Raw genomic sequence first — 21,457 nt, 5'->3', positions numbered from 1 at the left:
TGAGCCTGTGGTTTCTTCATTCTTGTACCTGTCCCGCCAAGCCTTGCCAAGGGCGTTGTTAACCATTGATCCCGACAGAGACTGACCTTGGAAAACTATATTAATTTTCATGGAATATGCGTTTTGGCTCAGCTACAGTAAGCGCACCCACGACAACAAGGACATCCCATGGACCGGCCCAACCCTTCCCCCGAGCCTTTGTCCGGAGCCGAAGCCACGGCGCCTTTTGTCGAGGATTACCTGTCCTATCTTCTGGCCCGGGCGAGCCATCTCGTCAGTCACGAATTCCACGCCAGACTGACGGAGGCCGGACTGTCGGTGCCCGTCTGGCGGGTGCTCGCGGTGCTGTATGATCGCGACAATCTGGTCATCGGCGTGCTCGCCCGCATGGTGCTTCTGAAGCAGCCGACGCTGAGCAAGGCCCTCGACCGCATGATCGCCGACGGTCTGGTCACCCGCAGCCCCTCCACCAACGACCGCCGCCGCGTGCATGTGGAGATCACCGCCCATGGCCGCGCGCTGGTCGAACAGCATATCAAAGTCGCCAAAGACCTAGAGGCCGAGGCGCTGGCCGAGTTCAGCGCCACTGAGATCGCCACCATCAAAACCGTACTCCGCAGCCTGATCGCCAAATTGGACAAGAAACCTGGAGACGACAGCGAATGACAGACAGCTCGACCAGGCCCGATTTTCCCTTTCGCCGGCCACCGGAACTCGACGGGCCGGTCACGCGCCAGCCGGTGGTCATTGCGGGCGGCGGCCCGGTCGGGCTCACGCTCGCCCTCGAACTCGCCCGCCGCAAGGTCCCGTCGCTGGTGCTTGAAGCCGACAAGACCGTGGCCGAAGGCAGCCGCGCCATCTGTTTTTCCCGGCGTACCGTTGAAATTCTTGATGCCCTGGGTGCGGCGGACGGCGTCATGGCAATGGCCCTGCCCTGGCTCCATGGCCGGTCCTATTATCGCAACCATGAAGTCTACAAGCTGACCATGCCCCATGGGGAGAATGACAAATTCTTCCCCATGGTCAATCTGCAACAATACAGCCTCGAACTCGCGCTCATTGACCGCGTGCTGGCCGAACCGCTGATTGATCTGCGCTGGCAAAACCGCGTCACCGCCGTCACCCAGCAGGACGATCATGTGACGCTTGAGGTGGAGACCCCGGCCGGCTCCTACCGCCTTGAGGCCGACTGGCTCGTCGCCGCCGACGGTGCTCGGAGCACGGTGCGCCGCCAGCTCAATCTGCCGCTTCAGGGCCAATCCTATGAAGGCCGCTATCTGATTGCCGATATTCACATGCCGTCCAGCTCCCCTACCGAGCGCCGGGCCTGGTTCGATCCGCCGTCGAATCCCGGCGCCACCATTCTCATGCACAAACAACCGGGCGACATCTGGCGCATCGATTACCAGTTGAACGACGACGAGGATGAAGCCGCCGAACTCGCCCCCGCGCGCATCCATGCCCGCGTCGCCGAGCATCTCGCCTTCATCAAGGAAACCGCGCCCTGGACCCTCGTCTGGGCCAGCGTCTACAAGGCGCATTGCCTGTGCCTTGATAATTACGTGCAGAACCGCGTGATTTTTGCCGGAGATGCCGCCCATCTGGTGCCGATCTTCGGCGTGCGCGGGCTCAATTCCGGCATCGCCGACGCCAATAATCTCGGCTGGAAACTGAGCGCCGTGATTGACGGCCAGGCCCCCGCCGCCTTGCTCGCGAGCTACAACAGCGAACGCCGCGCCGCCACCTTTGAAGTGTTCGAAATGGCGGGCAAAAGCACCGTCTTCATGACCCCGCCGAGCCGAGGCTACAGCCTCATGCGCGAGGCCGCCCTTCAGCTCGCGGTCCATCATGACTTCACCCGCCCGCTGATCAATCCACGGCAATCGACTCCGTTCCGCTATGATGCTGCCACTGACGACCCGGCTTTTGAGGCTGGTCCGCGTCCCGGCGCGCTTTATGAAAACCGTCACCTGCCGGACGGCGGCTTTCTCTCGGATAAACTCGGCCGCGATTTCACCCTGTTGCTGTTCGGCGACGGCCCGGCCCCCGCGCGCCCCGATCTCACCGTGATCCGGCTCACCGACGCTACAAGCCGGGCGCTGTATGACGCTGCCGCCGACAGCGCCTATCTGTTGCGGCCGGACAATCACGTGGCCGCCCGCTTCAAGCATCTCGGGGACCCCGCCGTCCTTCTGACCGCCATCGCCCATGCCCTCGGCCAGGGAGACAAGTCATGACCGCATCCCGTCCATCCGAGCTCGAAGACGGTGTCATCGAGACCCTGTTCGATCACTTGTCGCAAGCGGTGGACCGGGCCGGACCCGAAGGGGAAACTCTGTTTCTCGCCCGGCTCGCCCTGTTGATGGCCGAACAGATCGGTGACCCCGTGCGTGTCAGCGCCCTCATTGCCGCCGCCGAGGCCCGCATTGATGACTGACGCCCGCCACACCCGGTGGCTGACGGTGGCCGCGCTCGTCCTCACCGGCGTGGTCAGCGCGGCCCAGATGTTCAAATATGCCCCGGCCCTGCCCCTCATCCGGGCCGAGCTTGGGATCGGGCTTGTGGCCGGGGGCTGGCTGATCTCTCTCGCCAATATGCTTGGGGCCACGGTCGGCGTCGCCGCCGGTCTCATGGCCGACCGCTTCGGCCAGCGCCGCATGCTGCTGAGCGGACTTCTGATCTTTGCTCTCAGCACCGGCCTTGGCGCTTTCGCCGCCTCGGTTCCGCTGCTGTTTGTCAGCCGCTTTTTCGAAGGCTGCGGATTTCTCTGCATCGTGATTTCGGCCGCGTCGCTGATCGCCCGCGAATGTCAGCCACAGGACCGCTCACTCGCCCTCACCATCTGGGGCTGTTACAACCCGATCGGCGGCACTCTGCTGCTGGTCGCCGCGCCCTTTGTCATGCAGGCCGTCGGCTGGCGTGGACTTTGGCTGGCGCTGTCCGTTCTGACCTTGGTGACCTTGCTGCTTGTGCTCCTGGCCCGCCCCCGCGCGCGGCCGTCTGGGTTGATGCCGGTGGCGATTTCCGCCAATCTGCGGCTCGCTGCGGCGGTCCCCGGCTCCTGGCTCATCGGCGCGAGCTTCGGGCTTTATACCCTCCAATATATCGTGGTCATGAGCTGGCTGCCGAGCGTCATGGTCGAAACCCGCCATATGCCCCTTGGCACAGCCGGCTTGCTGACGGCCCTTGCCGTCGGTGTCAATATCATCGGTAATCTGATTGCCGGTTGGGGGCTTAAACAAAACATCCGCCATGGCGTGTTGATCGGCGCGACGGGGGCCTTGATGGCGGCCTCGGCCGCAGTGATTTTCTCCGACCTTCCGGATCTTTGGCGCTATCTCGGCTGCATATCCTTGTCGCTTTGGGGCGGCATGCTGCCGGGTTCGGTCCTTGCCTCGGTCCCCGTACTGGCCCCGAGCCCGTCGCAGATCGGCGCCGTCAATGGCTTTGCCGTTCAGGGCTCCAACATCGGGCTGCTGCTTGGGCCGCCCATCGCCGGGGCGATCGTGGCCCTGACCGGAACATGGAACAATCTGCTTCTTCTCTTTCTTGTGGCCAGCGCCGCCATTATGGTGGCGGGCATGCAGCTCGCCCGCCTTGAAGCGCGCGCAAACCGGGACCCGCATGAGGCATGACACTCAATCTCACCGCCGCCATTGATCTGAAATATCTGCTCTATATCTGCGACATGATCGGGGTCGGGGTGTTCGCCATCACCGGCGGCCTGATGGCGGCGCGGAAGGGCATGGATATTTTCGGCTTCATGGTGCTTGGCATCGTCACCGCCATTGGCGGCGGAACCACCCGCGATCTCATTCTCGGCCTGCCGGTGTTCTGGATCGAGGACCCGAATTATCTGCTTGTGGCGACCATCGCGGGCGGTGCCATGTTTTTCCTTGGCCATGTGTTTTCGTCGCTCACCCGCACGCTGTTGTGGCTCGATGCTGCCGGAATGGCGCTGTTTGCGGTGGCCGGGGCCGGTTGGGCCATCGCCAAGGACGCGCCCTTGTCCATCGTCCTGTTCATGGGCGTGGTCACCGCCTGCGGCGGCGGCATGATCCGCGATGTTCTGGCCCGCGAAGTGCCGTTGGTGTTTCAGCGCGAGATATATGCCATCGCCGCGCTCGCTGGTGCCGCCACCTATGGGCTGTTGGTATTTTATACAAACTTTGGCGCCTGGGCCATGACGGCGGGCGGTGCTGTCGCCTTCATCATCCGTGGGCTCGCCATCCATTTCGACCTGTCCCTGCCGGTCTATCAGACGAAAGACATGCGTAAATGACCACCGACCTGATCTATCTCGCCCAGGACGGCGATATCGCCACCATCGTGCTCAACCGGGCCGACAAGAAAAATGCCCTCACCCAAGCCATGTGGGAAACCCTGCCGCGCCTTGTGGCCACAGTCGAAAACGACCCGACCGTTAAGATCCTGATCCTCAAATCCGCCGACCCGAGCGTGTTTTCAGCCGGAGCCGACATCGCCGAATTTCAGGAAATCGCCAAGGACCCGGCGCGGCGCGAAAGCAACCGCATCGCCATTCGCGAAGGCCAACGCGCCCTCGCCCGCATGAGCAAACCCACCGTCGCGGAAATCGGCGGCGCTTGCGTCGGTGGCGGCTGCGGACTTGCGCTCGCCTGCGATATCCGCATGGCGGCAACCGGAGCACGTCTCGGCATCACTCCGGCCAAGCTCGGACTGGTCTACAGCCTGCAGGACGCAAAGCATCTGCTGGAGGTGGTCGGCGCGAGCCACGCCAAATCGATCCTCTATAGCGGTCGCCTTGTCGACAGCGACGAAGCCCTGCGCATCGGCCTCATCAACAGCGTCCATGCGGCTGAGGATCTCACCAACGATGTCCGCCGTTTCGCCCAGTCCATCGCCGACAATTCGCAATGGAGCGTGCGCGGCATCAAACAGGTGATCCGTGCCATTCTCGAAGGCGCCACCGACGACACGGCGGAAACCCAGGATCTGTTCCGCCAGAGCTTCGACGGCATCGACCATGCCGAAGGCGTCGCCGCCTTCCTCGCCCGCCGCAAACCGGACTTTCCGTTCAGATAAGCCCGAGCACTGATTTCACCAACGCCAGGATCAAAAGCGCCACGCTCGGCAGAAAGGTCAGCATGAAACCGAGCCCGCGTTTCGTCGGATCAGCCTTATAGGACAGGGCATAAAGCACCCGCCCAAGTGGCCACAGCAGTCCAATAACCGCCGGCCAGATCGTCATATAGGACAGATAGGCGAGCCACAGCACCGGCAGAAACAGGACAATCTGTTCAAGCGTATTCTGCTGCACACGGAACACGCGCTGGAAGTCCTCCGGCCCCTCAGTCGCGGGAGCCTTGACGCCATGACGTCCACGCGCCCGCCCCACGAGAACCATGGTCCAGATATAGACCAGAAGCGCCAACCCGCTTACCAGCACAGTAAGATCAAATGCAACCGTCATGCGTTTCCCTTTTTCCTCGCCCAGCCAAGGAATGCCCTATAGGATGGCGGCATCAGACGATGCCCCGCCCGCAGTGATATATCAAGCAGCCTTACATACCAAACAACATGAACACTCCCTTGACCCGCAACTTTGATCCAAGCCTGCCGCTGTATCAACAGATGGCGGAAACCTTGCGGCATGAAATTGAAAGCGGGGTCTATCCGCTCGGCTCAAGCCTGCCGACCGAGGCTCAATTGTGCGAAAGCTATGCCGTGAGCCGCCATACGGCGCGCGATGCGCTCCGGCTTCTCGAACAGGCGGGCTATGTGTCGCGGCGGCGCGGCGCCGGCACCTATGTCGAAGCGGTGCGGCCGCGCAGCCGCTATGTGCAGTCGCTTGAAAGCATCGACGATCTCTTTCGCTATGCCCATGACACACGCTTTGTCATTGATGACGTCAAGCGCCTGAAACCGAACGCGACCCTTGCCGCCTTTCTCGATACCCCGCCGGGCAATCCCATGCTGCGGCTCACCGGCCGCCGCTATCCGATCCTGAGCGACCGGCCGTTTTCACTGACTGAAATCTATCTCGACCGCAAATTTGAAAGCGCGCTACCGACCATCGAAAGCCATCGCGGCGCCATCTGCGCTCTTCTGGAAGAGCTGTTCCCCGTGCGCATCAAACGCATCGGCCAGGATATTCAGGCCCTCACCCTCAATGACGAGGACGCCGCCCGGCTCGAGGTCAAACCGGGCACGGCGGCGCTCAAGGTGGTGCGTCGCTATTACGACAGCGACGGCGCCTTGCTTGAGGTCTCAAGCAATCTCTACGCCGCCGCCCGCTTCACCTACAGCAGCTGGATCGACCGCGACGAAACCGCCTGATCCGTGCTTCGAGACGGGCTGCGCCCTCCTCAGCACGAACGGCAGTACGCGAGAATGGTGGAAATTGGGCTTCTAGCCCGATCGTGCTGAGGAGCGAAGCGTCTCGAAGCACGGGATCGCGGGACAAGGTCTATCCCCGGGCCGCACGGGCCGCGTTGGCTATTCTGAGGCAGGCGCGGGCACAGATGGTTTCGGCGGGCAGAAGCGAGGATTTGGCATCGGTTTCGGCGTCCTGCACGATGCGGATGGCGGACACCAGACGCTCGGCCGACCAGCGGTTGAGCTGGGTGGTGAAGGGTGACACGTCCTTGAAAAAAAGCGGCGGACGCAGGCGTTTGACCGCCTCATCGGGCCGCGCACCTTCGGCGAGATACCCTGAGGCTTCATATAACCGAAGCAAGCGGCGCGCCACCGCCCGCAACAGACCGACCGCCGTTTCACCCTGAATAAAAGCCTTTTCGAGCGCCCGGTCGAGGGCCGGAAGATCACCCCCCGTGGTCGCCGACGCCACTTCGTCGATGGCGGTCGAGGAACTGTCGCCGATGATCGCCTCCACATCGGCAAGCCGGATCATGCGGTCGCTGTCCGCCGCTTTATAGAGCCCGAGTTTCTCGAGTTCGCCGCGCGCCACCATGCGGTCGCTGCCGAGATGATCCACAAGATAGCGTCCGGCGTCCTGCTCGATCCTGAGCCCCTGGGCCTCAAGCGACGCGCGAATGAGATCACCGATCGAGCGCGCATCATCGTCATAGCAGGCGATGGCCACCGCGTTCTGAGCATCCTCAATCAGCTTGCGCAGGGCCGAGCGCGGGGTGAGGTCGCCGGCCGCGAGCACAATGAGACTGTCGCCCTTATAGTCGCCGAGCACAAAGCCGAGCGGTCCAGCCACCGCCTCCCCAGCAGCATCGATGCGCACCACCCGGCGGCCGCCCAGCATGGACATGGCCGCCGCCTCATCCCCAAGCCGAGCCGGGTCGGCGGCAATCTCGGACGAGGTCAGGTTCGAGACATTGAACGGGTCTTTCAGATCCGGCACCACCTGACGGGCGATGGTCTCGGCGCGTTCCCGCACCAGCCCTTCGTTCGGGCCATAGACCAGCACGGCTGCATAGCGGCGATCGAGGGCGCGGAGTTGGCTGTCGACGTCACGCGGGCCGAGCTTCATGGCTGCCGCGCGCTCCTAATCAGACTTTGGGGAAGGTTGCGGCGCGACCTCGGCAGCATCCTTGCGCGGTTCGCGGAAGAACAGCCCGAGCCGGCTCACAATACGGTCGCTCAGATCGCGGGTCAGCCGCTGCTCCATGTCGCGTTGCGCCATGACCGTGGCGAAATCCGACTGCGACACGTCATAGGAATTGTAGGTCTGGGTGGTTTCGCTCAGCACCGTTTTCTTGCTGGCGATGTCGATCAACCGGTATTCGGCCGACAAGCGCAGGCCATAGCGCGTCACCGATTCATCCTGGCGGAAGCCAAAGCCTTCGCGATGCTCGGTCAGTTTGAGCTCAAGCCGGTAGCGCGCCGGGGCCACGCCGCTCGCATAAAGCCGCTCGCTGAGCGCGTTCGACATCTGCTGGCCGACGCGGAAATTGCGCCCGGCATCATTCCGGAGCGGGGCAAGCTCAACCGCCGCGAGATCGGCCGCAGCGCCACTTGCCCCATGCAGACCGCCCGGCGCGTACATCGGTTCGAACCCGCAGGCCGCAAGCGCGGCCGCGAGACTGAACACTCCGATCAAACGCGCCATCCAGGTCATGCGTCAGGCTACCACATTGACGATGCGATTTGGCACCACAATGACTTTTTTCACCGGCTTGCCATCGAGCGCCCGTTGCACTTTCTCAAGTCCAAGGGCCAACGCCTCAAGTTCGGCCTTGTCCATATCCTTAGGCACAGTGATGGTATCGCGAAGCTTGCCCTGCACCTGCACGGCGATGGTCGCCGTATCGTCGCTGAGCAGGGACGGATCGGCTTTGGGCCATAAGGTTTCAGCCACAAGCTTCTGATGGCCCAACTCGGACCACAGCTCTTCGGCGAGATGCGGCATCATCGGGTTGATCACCAGCACCACGGCTTCGAGCGCTTCGCGAATGGCAAAGGCGAAATCAGCCGCCACCGTGCCTTCGGCCTTGATGCCGCCAAGGGTATTGGCGAATTCATGAACAAGGGCCACAGCACGGTTGAAATGGAACTCCTCAACCGCCCGGGTCACCGCCGCCACCGTCTTGTGAGTGGCCCGGCGCAGAGCCAAAGCTTCCGTGCCGAACTCCGCCGGAATAGTGGACCCGGCCGCGCCCGCCTGCGGGGCGAGCGTGGTCACCAGACGCCACAGACGCTGGGTGAAGCGCCAGGCGCCTTCGATGCCCTGAGACGTCCATTCAAGATCGCGTTCAGGCGGGCTGTCCGACAACACGAACCAGCGCGCGGTGTCGGCGCCATAGGTTTCAATGATATCGGTCGGATCGACCACGTTCTTTTTCGACTTGGACATTTTCTCGGACCGGCCGATGGTCACCGGCGTGTCGGTGCCCTTCAGACGGGCCGCGCCCGTGTCGTCATGCTCCACCTGATCGGGGAACAGATATTCCCCGGCCGGACCGCGATAGGTCTCATGGCAGACCATGCCCTGGGTGAAAAGCCCGTCGAACGGCTCGGACAAGCCCACAAGATCGACTTCTTTCATGGCCCGGGTGAAGAACCGCGAATAAAGAAGATGCAAAATCGCATGTTCGACACCGCCGATATACTGATCCACCGGCAACCAGTAATCGGCCGCCTCACGATCAAACGGCGCCGCCGATTTCGGCGAGCAGAAGCGGGCGAAATACCAGCTCGAATCGATGAAGGTATCGAAGGTATCGGTTTCCCGCCGCGCCGGTTCGCCGCAGGTCGGGCAAGCCACATGCTTCCAGGTCGGATGATGATCGAGCGGATTGCCCGGCTTGTCGAAGGTCACATCGTCCGGAAGCTTGACCGGCAGTTGATCCTTCGGCACCGGCACGATGCCACAGCTCGGGCAATGAATGACCGGAATGGGACAACCCCAATAGCGCTGACGCGATACGCCCCAGTCACGCAGACGGAAATTGACCGTGCGGGCACCAAAGTCACCGGCTTCGGCGCGGGCCGCCACTTCGGCTTTGGCGGCATCGATCGTCAGGCCGTCAAGAAAGCGCGAATTGGCGATGCGGCCGTCGTCCACAAAGGCCTCCGTGCCAACCGTGAAGCTTGCGGCGTCCATCCCTTCAGGCACCACCACGGGCAGCACCGGCAGGTCATATTTGCGGGCGAAATCCAGATCGCGCTGGTCATGGGCCGGGCAACCGAAAATCGCCCCGGTGCCATAATCCATCAGCACGAAATTGGCCACCAGCACCGGCAGATCCCATGTATCGTCAAACGGATGCACGGCCTTCACGGGCAGGCGATAGCCCTTTTTCTCCGCCCGTTCGAGCGCTTCTTCGCTGGTTCCGGTTTTGCGGCATTCAGCAATGAACGCAGCCAATGCCGGGTCGTTTTCAGCGAGCTTCAGCGACAGTGGATGATCAGCAGCGATAGCGCAGAAGCTCGCGCCGAAAAGGGTATCCGGCCGGGTAGTATAGACTTCAAGCCGGTCCTGCCCCGCCGGCGCATCCTTCAGATCGAAGAACAGCCGCAGACCTTCCGAACGGCCGATCCAGTTTTCCTGCATCAACCGCACTTTTTGCGGCCAGCGCGGCAGATCGTCCAGCGACGCCAGAAGTTCGTCGGCATAATCGGTGATCTTGAGGAACCATTGCGACAGCTTGCGCCGTTCCACAAGCGCGCCCGAGCGCCAGCCGCGGCCGTCGATCACTTGCTCGTTCGCGAGCACGGTCATGTCCACCGGATCCCAGTTGACCCAGGATTCCTTGCGGTACACCAGCCCGGTTTCCAGGAAATCCAGGAACATGGCCTGTTCATGCTGGTAATAGTTCGGGTCGCAGGTAGCGAACTCGCGCTCCCAGTCAAAGGCGAAACCGAGATCTTTCAGCTGCGACCGCATATGGTCGATATTCTGATAGGTCCAGGTGGCCGGATGGGTGTTGTTTTCAAAGGCGGCGTTTTCCGCCGGCATGCCGAAAGCGTCCCAGCCCATGGGATGCAGCACATTGAAGCCCTGAGCACGGCGATACCGCGCCACCACATCGCCCATGGTATAATTGCGCACATGGCCGAGATGAATGCGGCCCGACGGGTAGGGGAACATTTCGAGGACATAATATTTGGGGCGGCTGCGGTCTTCATCGGTGACGAAGCTTTTGGCCTGTTCCCAGGTCTTCTGCCATTTCTTCTCGGTTGCTCGCGCATTGTAGCGAGACATCGGCTGCCCTCTTGACGTTCAGAGAATTACAACATGATCAGAGGCGGCTGGATACTGCCGCCCACGACCTCAAAAAATTGAATCTTAATTGCTGCCGGGAACCTGCGACAGGCGGATCCGCCGGGCTTGCAGCAGAATGGCGTCGGCCACGTCTTTTGACGCCTGGACCATGTCGGTATCATCGACCCACTGACCGCCACGCAGATGCTGCTTGAACACATTGACCTTGAGCGCGTCGGCGCGCAGACCCTTGTCGAGGATATAGACCGTCACCTTGCCGCGTTCGCTCTGATCGGACGGATTGACGTACCAATCGGTGATGATCACCCCGCCCTGCGCATCGGCGCTGGCCATAGGCATGAAATCAAGCGTTTGCAGGCTGGCCTGCCAGAGATAGGCATTGACGCCGATTTTGGAGATGGTTTCGGCCGCAAGCGTCCGTTCCTTGATCACATCGCTGCGACCGCCGCCAAACCAGCTGCAACCGCCAAGCGACAGGACCACAAGGCCCGTTACAACCGCACCCGCGCCCGCGCGCAGAACTTTCGAAATACCCATGCTCACGCGACTCATGTTTTCTGTTGCCCGCCAAAGAGCTGCCATGACCGGCCGGAAGCATCATGAGCTTCCCGCCATGGCCGCATAATTTCATCCGCCTATGTTCTAGTGCCTTTCGGCCTTTTATGGAAGCAGTTCTGTGCGTCCCGAGCAGCCGAGCGAGGCATCCTGACCGTTTCCAATCCTGATCCGGATATCGTGGGAGGGCTTCCTTTAAGCTTTTCAGGCGTCCGTCCGAGGCTTTTATGATGGATTTTGACCCGACTGTTGCCGTTTCAACACGGTTCAGCCCTTGAGTTTCGGTGCGTCTGGCCTTAGATAATATGACGTGGGCTAAACTCTGCGCTGGAACTGTGATTTAAAAATCACTTAAGAGGTATGAGAGGTTCAGAAAACCTTTCACAGGATCACAGTTCGTTGCACAGTATGGCTATAAACATCGACCGTCCTATGTCCGGGGCGGATACGACGAGCGGGAGGATAACGGCGGTGTCATCCGTCCGGACCATTGGCATTCTGACAGTGCTCGGGATCGCGTTGGCGATGCCCGGGTTTGCGCTTGCCGATGGCTCAACGGGCAAAAGCCGCGCCGCCACAAAAGCCGCCGTCGACGGCCCAAAGGCCGAGGCCAAATCGAAATTCATCTATCTTGACGACGGGTCGGGTGGCAACGACGACCATAGCGCGCTGCGTAATGTGCCGGCGCGCTCCATGTTCCGTCTTGATGGTGAACGTCCGGTCACCGACAGCAACAGCCTTGGCCTCAAGCTCAGCAGCCGTCCCGCGCTGGTGCTCGATCCCCAGAATGCTCCGGCCCTTGGCGCCGGCATCCGGGTCGATGGCTTTGGCGTCACCGCCGATCAGCGCAGCACTCTGCAGATCAGCACCGGGTCCAAAAAATCCAAATCCGGCCGCGACAACTTCGGCGTCTGGGTGACCTCCGAAAGCAGCCGTGCCGGCAACCAGTCCATCGATCTCGCGCTCGAGCCCGCCGCCAAGCGTCCGAACTACACGGTCGGCGTCAATGTCGGCTATCATGGCTTCACGTTCGGCGCCTCCCTGTTGCGGGAACAGAATGGCCTTGATCTGTCCTATCAGGGCTATGACCTTGGGGTCGGCTATTTCGGCCGCAGCTGGTTCACCAATCTGCAGGTGGCCGGGTTCCGCAATGACAGCAACCCGCTCTATTATAATTTCATGGGCGACCGCTTCCGCGCCGTGGAACTCGGTGCCGGATATATCATCTGGCCCGGATTTACCTTCTCCGGCCGGTTCAAATATTTCGACTATGGCAACCCGCCCTTCCTGAACAACCGCGCGAACGAAGAACAACATATCTTCTCGCTCGACACCCGGTTGAACTTCTAGCCCCTCCGCCAAAGAACTGGATCGCCACGCCGCTCTCGCGGCTCGCAATGACGACATCCCCTTGCCGTCATTGCGAGCGACCGCAGGGAGCGCGGCAATCCAGACTTCCGGGACAACCACCTCCCCTCAACACCGGCCCTACCTTCAAGCCCACCCGCCAAAGTGCTGGATCGCCACGCCGCTCTCGCGGCTCGCGATGACGACATCCCGTTGCTGTCATTGCGAGCGACCGTAAGGAGCGCGGCAATCCAGACTTCCGGGGCAACCGTCCCCCTCAACACCTGCCCGACCTTCAAGCCCATCCACCAAAGCACTGGATCGCCACGCCGCTCTCGCGGCTCGCGATAACGACATCCCCTTGCCGTCATTGCGAGCGACCGCAGGGAGCGTGGCAATCCAGACTGCCTAAAAACACAGAACACCACCTGAATTAAACACAAAAAATACGTATAAATAATAATGACACATATTTTTTAAGTGTTTTCTTGACTTTCCCACAGGACAAGCGCCTTATACCGCCGTTCACCGGACATTGATCCGGCTTCATGTACATTAGAGATACGGACTGCCAGCATGAGCGCGCTCGACGATCTTGAAAGCCAAAGCATTTACATTTTCCGCGAAGCCTTCAACCGGCTCGATAATATCGCCATGCTGTGGTCCCTCGGCAAAGACTCGAACGTCATGATCTGGCTGGCCCGCAAGGCCTTTTTCGGTCATGTGCCGTTTCCGGTCGTGCATGTGGACACCGAAAAGAAATTCCCGGAAATGTATGACTTCCGCGACCGCTATGCGGCCGAGTGGAACCTGAATTTCATTCGCGAAACCTGCCCGCCCATCGAAGACATGGACCCGGACCTGCCGCCCGCCACTCGTTCGGCCGCGCGCAAGACCGCCGGGTTGAAGGCCATGCTCGAAAAGCATCAGTTCTCAGGCGTTTTCGCCGGCATCCGCCGCGACGAGGAAGGCACCCGCGCCAAGGAACGCGTGTTCAGCCCGCGCGGCCAGACCGGCCAGTGGGATTTCCGCGACCAGCCGCCGGAATTCTGGGACCAGTATAAAACCGATTTCCCGCCCGAAACCCATGTGCGCATCCATCCCCTGCTGCATTGGACGGAAATGGACATCTGGAAGTATACGCATCGCGAGAACATCCCGGTGATCCCGCTTTATTTCTCGCAAAACGGCAAACGCTACCGTTCGCTCGGCGACAAGGACATCACCAATCCGGTCGAGTCGACCGCCGCCACCATCCCCGAGATCCTGACCGAACTCTCCACCACCAAGGTGGCCGAACGGTCGGGCCGGGCCATGGACCATGAGAGCGAAGACAGTTTCGAACGGCTCCGTGCCGACGGCTATATGTAAGTGCGGGGATAGGACCAGACCATGACCAGCATCACCAAGATCCGCCCCCAAGCCGACGACGCCACAAGCGCGCGCGGCCACATGAAAATCGTCATCGTCGGCCATGTGGACCATGGCAAGTCGACCCTCGTCGGCCGCCTCATCCATGACACCGGCTCGCTGCCCGAAGGCAAATATGAAGCCATCAAGGCCATGAGCGAGCGCCGCGGCATGCCGTTTGAATGGGCCTTCCTGATGGATGCGCTGCAGGCCGAACGCGATCAGGGCATCACCATCGACACCACGCAGATCTGGTTCAAATCAGAAAAGCGCGACTATGTGATCATCGATGCCCCGGGCCATAAGGAATTCCTCAAGAACATGGTGACGGGCGCGGCTTCGGCCAACGCCGCAACACTCGTGATCGATGCCCATGAAGGCATTCAGGAACAATCCAAACGCCACGGCTATCTTCTGCATCTTCTGGGCGTGCGGCAGATCGCCATCGCCGTCAACAAGATGGATCTGGTCAATTTCGACGAAGCGGTGTTCAACAAGATCGAGGCCGACTTCCGCGCCTATCTCGCAAGCTTTGGCGTCACCCCGACCTTCATGATCCCGGTCTCGGCCCGCGACGGCGACAATATTGTCAGCCGGTCAGAGCGTGCTCCCTGGTACAAGGGCCCGACCCTGGTCGAGGCGCTCGACGGTTTCGAACAGGTCTCGGCCCCGACCGAACAGCCGCTCCGCTTCCCGGTGCAGGACGTCTATAAATTCGACGACCGCCGCATCATTGCCGGACGCATCGAAACCGGACGCCTCAAGGTCGGCGATACCCTGCTGTTCTCGCCGTCGAACAAAAAGGTGCAGGTCAAATCGATCGAAGCCTGGAGCGTGCCCCATGCCCCGAGCGAAGCCCATGCCGGGCAATCCGTCGGCATCACGCTGAGCGAACAGATCTTTGTCGAACGCGGCGATCTTGCGTCCCATGCGGACCATCCGCCGATTGAAACCGATGTCTTCAACGCCCGCCTGTTCTGGCTCGGCCGCGACGCACTTACGGTCGGCAAACGCTACAAGATGAAGCTCAATACCAGCGAAGTGCAGGTCACGGTTCAGGCGATCACAAAGGTCATCGACACCGACGACCTGTCATCTGCGGCCAGCAGCCGCGTTGAACGCAACAGCGTCGCCGAAGTAACCTTGCGCGCCCGCAAGATGATCGCGCTCGATGATTACAGCACCCTCGCCGAAACCGGCCGCTTTGTGCTGGTGGACAATTACGACATCGCCGGCGGCGGCATCATCAGCATGGACGGCTATGCCGACCAGCGCAAACTGGTGACCCGGGCCTCGTCCAACATCCAGCGCGTCGAACATCGCATCACCACCGACATGCGCGAAGAGCGTCATGGCCATGCGGGCGGCATCGTCTGGTTCACCGGTCTCTCGGGCGCGGGCAAGTCGACCATTGCCGTCGAGGTGGAAAACCGCCTCCATGCGCTTGGCTATCAGGTCTATGTGCTTGATGGCGACAATATCCGCCATGGGCTCAATTCGAACCTCGGCTTCTCGCCCGAGGACCGGGCCGAAAACATCCGCCGCATCGGCGAGGTCGCAGCCCTGTTCGCAAGCGCCGGCGTGATCGCCATCACCAGCTTCATCTCGCCCTACCGGTCAGACCGCGACCGCGCCCGCGAAGTGGCTCCGGACAGCTTCCACGAGATTTACGTGAAAGCCGACGTCGCCACCTGTGAAAGCCGCGATCCGAAGGGACTCTATAAAAAGGCCCGGACGGGCGAAATCGCCGAGTTCACCGGCATCTCGGCCCCCTATGAAGCGCCCGAAGCCCCCGAACTCGTGGTCGATACGGCGAACAGCTCGGTCGATGACTGCGTGCAGCAGGTGGTCGACTATGTGCGGGAAAACTTCTCGCTCGAAAGCCGCCGCGCCAAACACGGCATCTGGCCACCCGAGTTCGATATTTAAGTTATCCGTCCGCCAAAGCGCCGATGGCGGCAATGCCCGCGATCGGCGTCCCGGACAACTGTTGCACCGTGACCCCGTCAATACCCCCAAGCGCGATCACCGGCAGGCTCGCCTGATCCGCAATCGCCGCGAAGGCGTCTAGGCCGAGGGCGTCTTCGCCCGGATGGCTTCGGGTCGGAAAGACGGGCGAGACGAAGACCGCGTCGGCTCCCGCCGTGACCGCCCGCCGCACCGCGTCCCCTGAATGGGCCGCCGCCGTCAGCAGCCAGCGCGGATGGGCAGCCCGCAGGCTTGCGAGATGTTCATAATCGCGTTCCGGGATATGAACCCCGTCGGCGCCTACGTCCTCGGCAATCCGCATATCGCCAGCCACCAGAAAGATCAGCCCGTGATGGCCCGCGCATAACGCAAGGTCGGTTGCGAGCCGCTCGCGTTTCGCATATCCATAGTCACGCAGGATGACGCCACTGCCCGCGGGCAGGGTCGCCACCACCCGCTCCGGATCCGGCACCCGATTATGGTCGGTGAGGAACCAGAGGCGCGGCAACCTGCGCCCGCGCAGGATGGTCGCGGGCAGATGTTCGGCAAAGGTGAAAAGGGCTTGCGCGCTCATGAATGATCTCGATCTGACTACCACCAAGGTGACGGGAAATCTTGCCCAAGTCAAAACCGCCATCGCCAAGGCCGCCCACGCCGCCGGACGGAACGCCGATGACGTGACCTTGGTGGCGGTGTCGAAAACCCATGATGCCGATGCCATCCTGCCTGCCCTGAAGGCCGGGCAGCTGGTATTTGGCGAAAACCGCGTGCAGGAAGCCCAAGCCAAATGGCCCGCCTTAAGGGCGCTCTATCCCGCGATCGAGCTCCATCTGATCGGCCCCCTGCAATCTAACAAAGTGCCCGAGGCGGTGGCGACCTTCGACGTCATCGAGTCGCTCGACCGCGAAAAACTCGCCCGCGCGCTCGCCACCGAATTCACCAAACAGGGCGTGAGCCGCCCCTGCTATATCCAGGTCAATACCGGCGGCGAAGATCAGAAAGCCGGAGTCACCCCCCGCGCGACCGACGCCTTCATAAAACTCTGCCGCGACGATCTCGGGCTGCCGGTTGTCGGCCTCATGTGCATCCCGCCGGTCCATGAGGAACCCGCCCCCCATTTCGCGCTGCTGCGTAAAATCGCTGCGCGCAACGGATTGACCACCCTCAGCATGGGCATGAGCGGCGACTTCGAAAGCGCCATCGCCTTAGGTGCCACCCATGTGCGAATCGGTACGGCGATTTTCGGTAGTAGATAAATTTACAATACCAAATGAACTAAACCATGAAGCTCACCCTGAAAAACATTAAGAATTAACTGTCAATTTTAATGAAGTATCGTCTCCAATGATCATTATTCATAGATGAGAGCCACTAATAGTATATTCTTGTAAGATTCAACGAACATATAGTATCTGACTTGCTGGACTCTCATAAAACCTTGTGAGTAGAATCTCTTAGCACTGAATCAGGTAGTTCACTTATTGCGTGGACAAATTAGTGCTTCCGAAAATCCAAAAATAAGGCGACCGACAATAAGCCGATCGCCCTATGTTTTACTAAGCTCAGTGCACCAATCCTTGGACAGATTTGCAAAGAGCTTTTTCTCAAGAAAGGAGGCGCGCCATGTGGTCCATGGCCCAGATAATAATAGTTAATTAGAACCGCGGGCGCGTCGCTTAAGTGGCGCGTCCACGGCTCAAGTTATCTTTAGTAAGAGCTTAAGTCAAAAAGGACCTTAAAATTATGTCAAAGACCCCAATTAAAGAAACTTCCCCTAAAGTATCCACAATTGCATCAGGTATTTTATCGGGGAAAATTAAAAGCCCTACACCTACTCAAATAAAGAGTGTAGCTGCATCCGCACTCTCTCAAGATCAGACAAAAGGTCAATCACCTAAGAAGCGTTAACAATCTCAGAGCTCACATGCGGAGAGCATCGTTTTCCGCATGTGAGCATTGGCGCGGCGATTTTCGGCAATCGGGGATAATTGAAAGCGGTGAGGATGTGACGTCATGACGTCTAGGTAGCGACTGGTGCATCCATGGATACGCGGATCAAGTCCGCGTATGACAGTATTGGTCGATGTCACTTCTGAATTAGTTTTCTGTCATTGCCGGGCTTGACCCGGCAATCCATGGATCTCGATGCAGCTATCAGGCCCAAGTCCAGCCAGCACTGCCAACAGGTCCTCCCGGGCAAGCGCAACGCAGCCTTCGGTGCCGGCGAAATCCGGGCGGGCGATATGCAGGAAGATGGCACTGCCCAAGCCTGATACAGGCGGGGCGTCGTTGTAGCCGATCTCGACCACGAGGTCATAAAGCCCATCGTCACGCCACATTTTTTCATGGCTCATCGCGAATGGCGGCCGCACCGGGCGGTTATAGTCCGGGTGATCTGCGGCATCGCACCAGCCATCTTGTGGATCGATAGCCTTGACCGGCAGGCCCGTTGCAGGCGCGGTCGGAAACACATCCGGGCGGTAATGGAGCCGCCTCAGGACATAGACTCCCACCGGCGACATATGATCGCCCTCGCGCTTCGCCGCCGTCACCCCAGCCTTGCCGATGGCGCAGGGGTAGCTTTGGTCGCCGGTGAATAGCACACCGCGATGAGGCGTCTCACCATCGGGAACAACCACCAGATCCATCACAGATAATGCCCGCTGCGTTTCTTTTTGGTCAGCAGGTAAAACTCATTGTGACCGTTCGACGGAAAGGCGTGCGGCACGCGTTCGGTCACTGTGATGCCGAGCGCTTCAAGCCCCGCGACCTTGTCCGGATTGTTGGTCATGAGCCGCACGGTCCGGTAGCCGAGCCGCTTCAGCATGACGGCGGCGGGCAGGAAGATGCGTTCGTCGGCGTCGAAACCGAGCCGCTCATTGGCATCCACCGTATCAAAGCCCTGATCCTGCAGGCTATAGGCCTTCAGCTTACTGATGAGCCCGATGCCGCGCCCTTCCTGGGCCAGATAAAGCACAATGCCCGCTCCTGCCGCGGCGATCTGGCGGATGGAGCCGCGCAGCTGATCTCCGCAATCGCATTTGAGCGAGCCGAGCAAGTCGCCGGTGAAACATTCGGAATGAAGACGGATCAACACCGGCTCATGGGGCACCGGATCGCCGATCAGGATGGCGAGATGTTCGATACCGCCGTCTTCGGGCCGGAAAGCAATAATGCGGGCATTTTCCGCGTCCGCAAGCGGCACTTTAGCCGCCGCCACCCGCACAAGGCCCAGCGCCGCCGTAGTCTCATAGGCATAAATGGCGGCCGCCCCCACAGCCAGCACCCCGCCAGCCACTAGCGCCGCCGCCTGAGGCGCGCCAAGCGGGGCCGACACCAGTCCCGCGGGCAGCAGGCGGGCGAGCTTCAGCAGCTTCAAAGCCGCACGATGATTGTCCGTGAGCGCCATGGCCCGGGTGCGGAACGGACCCATCAGCGGATGGGACAGATCTTCGGAGGCATCAGCCAGCGCGCGAATGGCAGATGGCGTCAGATGTGCCGCAAGCGTCACCAGCTCCACATCGTCGCCGGTTGGATTGATATGCAGCACCGCCGCCCGGTTGGCGGTCAGGGCCAGCGCCGGAACCGCTCCGGCCCGCGCGACAAAACTCGAAAGACTCTCCGGCGAGGCGATTTCCGCCGGGGCCATCAGAACCGGCCCTGTCCCTCCGTCCACCAGAACCATGCGGCCATAACGCAGCTCCGCCACCGCGCGTTCCACGGCAATGCGGGCCGTCTCCTCGGCGGCGGATGGCAGGGCGGGGCCAGAATCCGGATCTCTAACGCGAACCATCTGATTTTTTTGTCCGTTTGGGAGCCTGAACCCGGTATATAGTAGATGAACAAGCAGGGGACAAGAAATGACCGCCGTCAAGCATATACTCCTTGTCGATGACGACGTAGAACTGCGCCGCACTCTTGCGGAGCAACTCGCCCTCTATAGCGAATTCACCACCAGCGAAGCCGGAACCGGGGCCGAGGCGTTCGAGATCGTCAAGACCACGGCCTTCGATCTGGTGCTGCTGGATGTGGGCCTGCCGGATATCGACGGCCGCGAGGCCTGCCGCCTGATGCGCCGGAACGGGCTCAAGATTCCGGTGATCATGCTGACCGCCTCTGATTCCGACGCCGACACCATCCTTGGCCTTGAAGCCGGGGCCAATGACTATGTGGCCAAGCCATTCCGCTTTGGCGTGTTGCTCGCCCGTATCCGCGCCCATCTGCGCCAGCATGAGATGAGCGAGGATGCGATCTTTGCCGTCGGCCCCTATAATTTCAAACCCAGTGCCAAGCTGTTGATGGACCCCGAGACCAACGCCCGCATCCGGCTGACGGAAAAGGAAACCGCCATCCTCAAATTCCTCAAGCGCGCCGAGGGCAAGCCGGTGCCGCGCGAGACCCTGCTTGATGAGGTCTGGGGCTATAACGCCGGGGTCACCACCCATACGCTTGAAACCCATATCTACCGGCTGCGCCAGAAGATCGAGAAAAACCCGGCCGAGGCGCGTATTCTGCTGACCGACGCGGGCGGCTACCGGCTCGCAACCTGAGCATTACGCACTCAAGGTGTCCCGCCATGAACCTTGATGCCTATTCACGGGAGACGACGACCACTTTCCTGCTGCCGATCGCGCCGGAGTGGCGCAGCCTCATTGACAGGACCGCGGCACTTTAAGTCCTAAAGTTCGAAATCCACCAGCACCGGCGCATGGTCCGAGGGTTTTTCCCAGCCGCGCGCGTCCTTGATCACGCGCATAGCCCGTGCCGTGCCGTCGAGCGCCGGTGTGACCCAGACATGGTCAAGCCGCCGCCCCTTATCGGCCTCGGCCCAGTCACGTGCACGATAGCTCCACCAGGTGTAGAGCTTTTCACTTTCCGGGATGAATTGCCGCATCACATCGCGCCAGCCGCCGGCCGCCTGCAGCCGCGCCATGCGCTCGACCTCGATCGGGGTATGGCTCACCACCTTCACCAGCGCCTTGTGGGACCAGACGTCGGACTCAAGCGGCGCGATATTGAGATCGCCCACCAGAATGGCCCGGGCGTCCTGCCCAAGCCCCGCTGACCAGCTCGTCATGTCATCAAGATAGGTCAGCTTATGGGCGAATTTGTCGTTCTGTTCCGGGTCGGGGATGTCTCCGCCCGCGGGCACGTAAAAATTATGCAGCACCACATCCTGCGGCAGCCGCGCCGCCACGTGACGGGCATGGGCCGCGCCGCCGAAATGATTGCCGTCGAGCGGGTCCAGCGGCAGGCGCGAGACGATGGCCACGCCGTGATAGCTTTTCTGTCCGGCGAAATGCAGATGCTCATAACCACGCTCGCGGAACCAGTCGGCGGGGAACAGACCGTCCTCGACCTTGGTTTCCTGCATGCAGAGAATATCGGGATTTTCGGCCGTCAACAGCCGCTCAATATGGTCGAAGCGCGACCGCAGGGAATTAACATTCCAGCTGACAAGACGAACGGAAGCCATGACCATTACTCTCGATACACCAC

At 60.9% G+C, this 21,457-nt stretch carries 21 protein-coding genes; 12 read left to right on the top strand and 9 right to left on the bottom strand.

Annotation, left to right across the window (positions count from 1 at the left end):
- Window positions 1-168 precede the first annotated feature (168 nt).
- From NYP16_RS00610 to NYP16_RS00585, 6 genes are read left to right on the top strand one after another with little or no spacing between them, the layout of a single operon-like run.
- Entirely contained in the window at window positions 169-666 is a 498-nt protein-coding gene (locus NYP16_RS00610; protein WP_274942167.1) for a MarR family winged helix-turn-helix transcriptional regulator, read from the top strand.
- A complete protein-coding gene (locus NYP16_RS00605) occupies window positions 663-2,237 on the top strand; it encodes an FAD-dependent monooxygenase (RefSeq protein ID WP_274942166.1) in 1,575 nt (524 codons plus the stop codon). Before NYP16_RS00610 ends, NYP16_RS00605 begins: the two co-directional genes overlap by 4 nt.
- On the top strand, window positions 2,234-2,437 hold the full coding sequence (locus NYP16_RS00600; protein ID WP_274942165.1) for a hypothetical protein: 204 nt from the start codon (window positions 2,234-2,236) through the stop codon (window positions 2,435-2,437). Before NYP16_RS00605 ends, NYP16_RS00600 begins: the two co-directional genes overlap by 4 nt.
- Window positions 2,430-3,635 carry an MFS transporter gene (locus NYP16_RS00595; RefSeq protein WP_274942164.1) on the top strand — a complete coding sequence of 402 codons (1,206 nt, stop codon included), beginning with the start codon at window positions 2,430-2,432 and terminating at the stop codon, window positions 3,633-3,635. The genes NYP16_RS00600 and NYP16_RS00595 overlap by 8 nt, the downstream gene beginning before the upstream one ends.
- Complete coding sequence (locus NYP16_RS00590; protein WP_274942163.1) at window positions 3,632-4,282, top strand: trimeric intracellular cation channel family protein; 651 nt, start codon at window positions 3,632-3,634, stop codon at window positions 4,280-4,282. Before NYP16_RS00595 ends, NYP16_RS00590 begins: the two co-directional genes overlap by 4 nt.
- Entirely contained in the window at window positions 4,279-5,064 is a 786-nt protein-coding gene (locus NYP16_RS00585; protein WP_274942162.1) for an enoyl-CoA hydratase/isomerase family protein, read from the top strand. The genes NYP16_RS00590 and NYP16_RS00585 overlap by 4 nt, the downstream gene beginning before the upstream one ends.
- On the opposite strand, the gene NYP16_RS00580 is transcribed toward NYP16_RS00585, so the two are convergent.
- Window positions 5,057-5,452: an MAPEG family protein gene (locus tag NYP16_RS00580; protein WP_274942161.1), complete on the bottom strand. Its 396-nt coding sequence runs from the start codon at window positions 5,450-5,452 to the stop codon at window positions 5,057-5,059. The genes NYP16_RS00585 and NYP16_RS00580 overlap by 8 nt on opposite strands.
- Window positions 5,453-5,571: 119 nt before the next feature.
- Between NYP16_RS00580 and NYP16_RS00575 the strand changes: the two genes are divergently transcribed.
- Window positions 5,572-6,318 (top strand): GntR family transcriptional regulator, encoded by a 747-nt coding sequence (locus NYP16_RS00575; RefSeq protein ID WP_274942160.1) that lies wholly within the window; start codon window positions 5,572-5,574, stop codon window positions 6,316-6,318.
- A 130-nt stretch (window positions 6,319-6,448) separates the two neighbouring features.
- Here NYP16_RS00575 and holA read toward each other — a convergent pair whose 3' ends face one another.
- The 4 genes from holA to NYP16_RS00555 all read right to left on the bottom strand — a co-directional run bounded on the left by holA (window position 6,449) and on the right by NYP16_RS00555 (window position 11,215).
- Entirely contained in the window at window positions 6,449-7,483 is a 1,035-nt protein-coding gene (holA, locus tag NYP16_RS00570) for a DNA polymerase III subunit delta (RefSeq protein ID WP_274942159.1), read from the bottom strand.
- 15 nt (window positions 7,484-7,498) lie between these two features.
- On the bottom strand, window positions 7,499-8,062 hold the full coding sequence (lptE, locus tag NYP16_RS00565) for an LPS assembly lipoprotein LptE (protein WP_274942158.1): 564 nt from the start codon (window positions 8,060-8,062) through the stop codon (window positions 7,499-7,501).
- A gap of 12 nt (window positions 8,063-8,074) precedes the next feature.
- Complete coding sequence (gene leuS / locus NYP16_RS00560) at window positions 8,075-10,657, bottom strand: leucine--tRNA ligase (RefSeq protein ID WP_274942157.1); 2,583 nt, start codon at window positions 10,655-10,657, stop codon at window positions 8,075-8,077.
- 84 nt (window positions 10,658-10,741) lie between these two features.
- On the bottom strand, window positions 10,742-11,215 hold the full coding sequence (locus tag NYP16_RS00555) for a DUF3576 domain-containing protein (RefSeq protein ID WP_274942156.1): 474 nt from the start codon (window positions 11,213-11,215) through the stop codon (window positions 10,742-10,744).
- A 489-nt stretch (window positions 11,216-11,704) separates the two neighbouring features.
- Here NYP16_RS00555 and NYP16_RS00550 point away from each other — a divergent pair, with 489 nt between their 5' ends.
- The 3 genes from NYP16_RS00550 (at window position 11,705) to cysC (ending at window position 15,919) form a co-directional block, all read left to right on the top strand.
- Window positions 11,705-12,583 carry a hypothetical protein gene (locus NYP16_RS00550; RefSeq protein ID WP_274942155.1) on the top strand — a complete coding sequence of 293 codons (879 nt, stop codon included), beginning with the start codon at window positions 11,705-11,707 and terminating at the stop codon, window positions 12,581-12,583.
- Window positions 12,584-13,156: 573 nt separating this feature from the next.
- Entirely contained in the window at window positions 13,157-13,951 is a 795-nt protein-coding gene (cysD, locus tag NYP16_RS00545) for a sulfate adenylyltransferase subunit CysD (RefSeq protein WP_274942154.1), read from the top strand.
- 21 nt (window positions 13,952-13,972) lie between these two features.
- Window positions 13,973-15,919, top strand: a complete 1,947-nt coding sequence (cysC, locus tag NYP16_RS00540; RefSeq protein WP_274942153.1) for an adenylyl-sulfate kinase — start codon at window positions 13,973-13,975, stop codon at window positions 15,917-15,919.
- Between the two features lies 1 nt (window position 15,920).
- Here cysC and NYP16_RS00535 read toward each other — a convergent pair whose 3' ends face one another.
- Window positions 15,921-16,532: a thiamine phosphate synthase gene (locus NYP16_RS00535; protein WP_274942152.1), complete on the bottom strand. Its 612-nt coding sequence runs from the start codon at window positions 16,530-16,532 to the stop codon at window positions 15,921-15,923.
- On the opposite strand from NYP16_RS00535, the gene NYP16_RS00530 reads away from it, so the two are divergent.
- Window positions 16,531-17,214: a YggS family pyridoxal phosphate-dependent enzyme gene (locus tag NYP16_RS00530; protein ID WP_274942151.1), complete on the top strand. Its 684-nt coding sequence runs from the start codon at window positions 16,531-16,533 to the stop codon at window positions 17,212-17,214. The genes NYP16_RS00535 and NYP16_RS00530 overlap by 2 nt on opposite strands.
- An 852-nt stretch (window positions 17,215-18,066) precedes the next feature.
- Here NYP16_RS00530 and NYP16_RS00525 read toward each other — a convergent pair.
- Together NYP16_RS00525 and ribA are read right to left on the bottom strand one after the other, a co-directional pair.
- On the bottom strand, window positions 18,067-18,606 hold the full coding sequence (locus NYP16_RS00525; RefSeq protein ID WP_274942986.1) for a L,D-transpeptidase family protein: 540 nt from the start codon (window positions 18,604-18,606) through the stop codon (window positions 18,067-18,069).
- Window positions 18,606-19,751 carry a GTP cyclohydrolase II gene (gene ribA, locus NYP16_RS00520; protein ID WP_274942150.1) on the bottom strand — a complete coding sequence of 382 codons (1,146 nt, stop codon included), beginning with the start codon at window positions 19,749-19,751 and terminating at the stop codon, window positions 18,606-18,608. The genes NYP16_RS00525 and ribA overlap by 1 nt, the downstream gene beginning before the upstream one ends.
- A 67-nt stretch (window positions 19,752-19,818) precedes the next feature.
- On the opposite strand from ribA, the gene NYP16_RS00515 reads away from it, so the two are divergent.
- On the top strand, window positions 19,819-20,508 hold the full coding sequence (locus NYP16_RS00515; protein WP_274942149.1) for a response regulator transcription factor: 690 nt from the start codon (window positions 19,819-19,821) through the stop codon (window positions 20,506-20,508).
- Window positions 20,509-20,636: 128 nt separating this feature from the next.
- Here the strand turns inward: NYP16_RS00515 and xth are convergent, their stop codons facing one another.
- Window positions 20,637-21,434, bottom strand: a complete 798-nt coding sequence (gene xth / locus NYP16_RS00510; RefSeq protein WP_274942148.1) for an exodeoxyribonuclease III — start codon at window positions 21,432-21,434, stop codon at window positions 20,637-20,639.
- Window positions 21,435-21,457 lie beyond the last annotated feature (23 nt).

This window comes from Govania unica (assembly GCF_027920805.1).
Classification (GTDB): domain Bacteria; phylum Pseudomonadota; class Alphaproteobacteria; order Sphingomonadales; family Govanellaceae; genus Govanella; species Govanella unica.
This window is presented reverse-complemented; position numbering and strand designations above follow the sequence as displayed.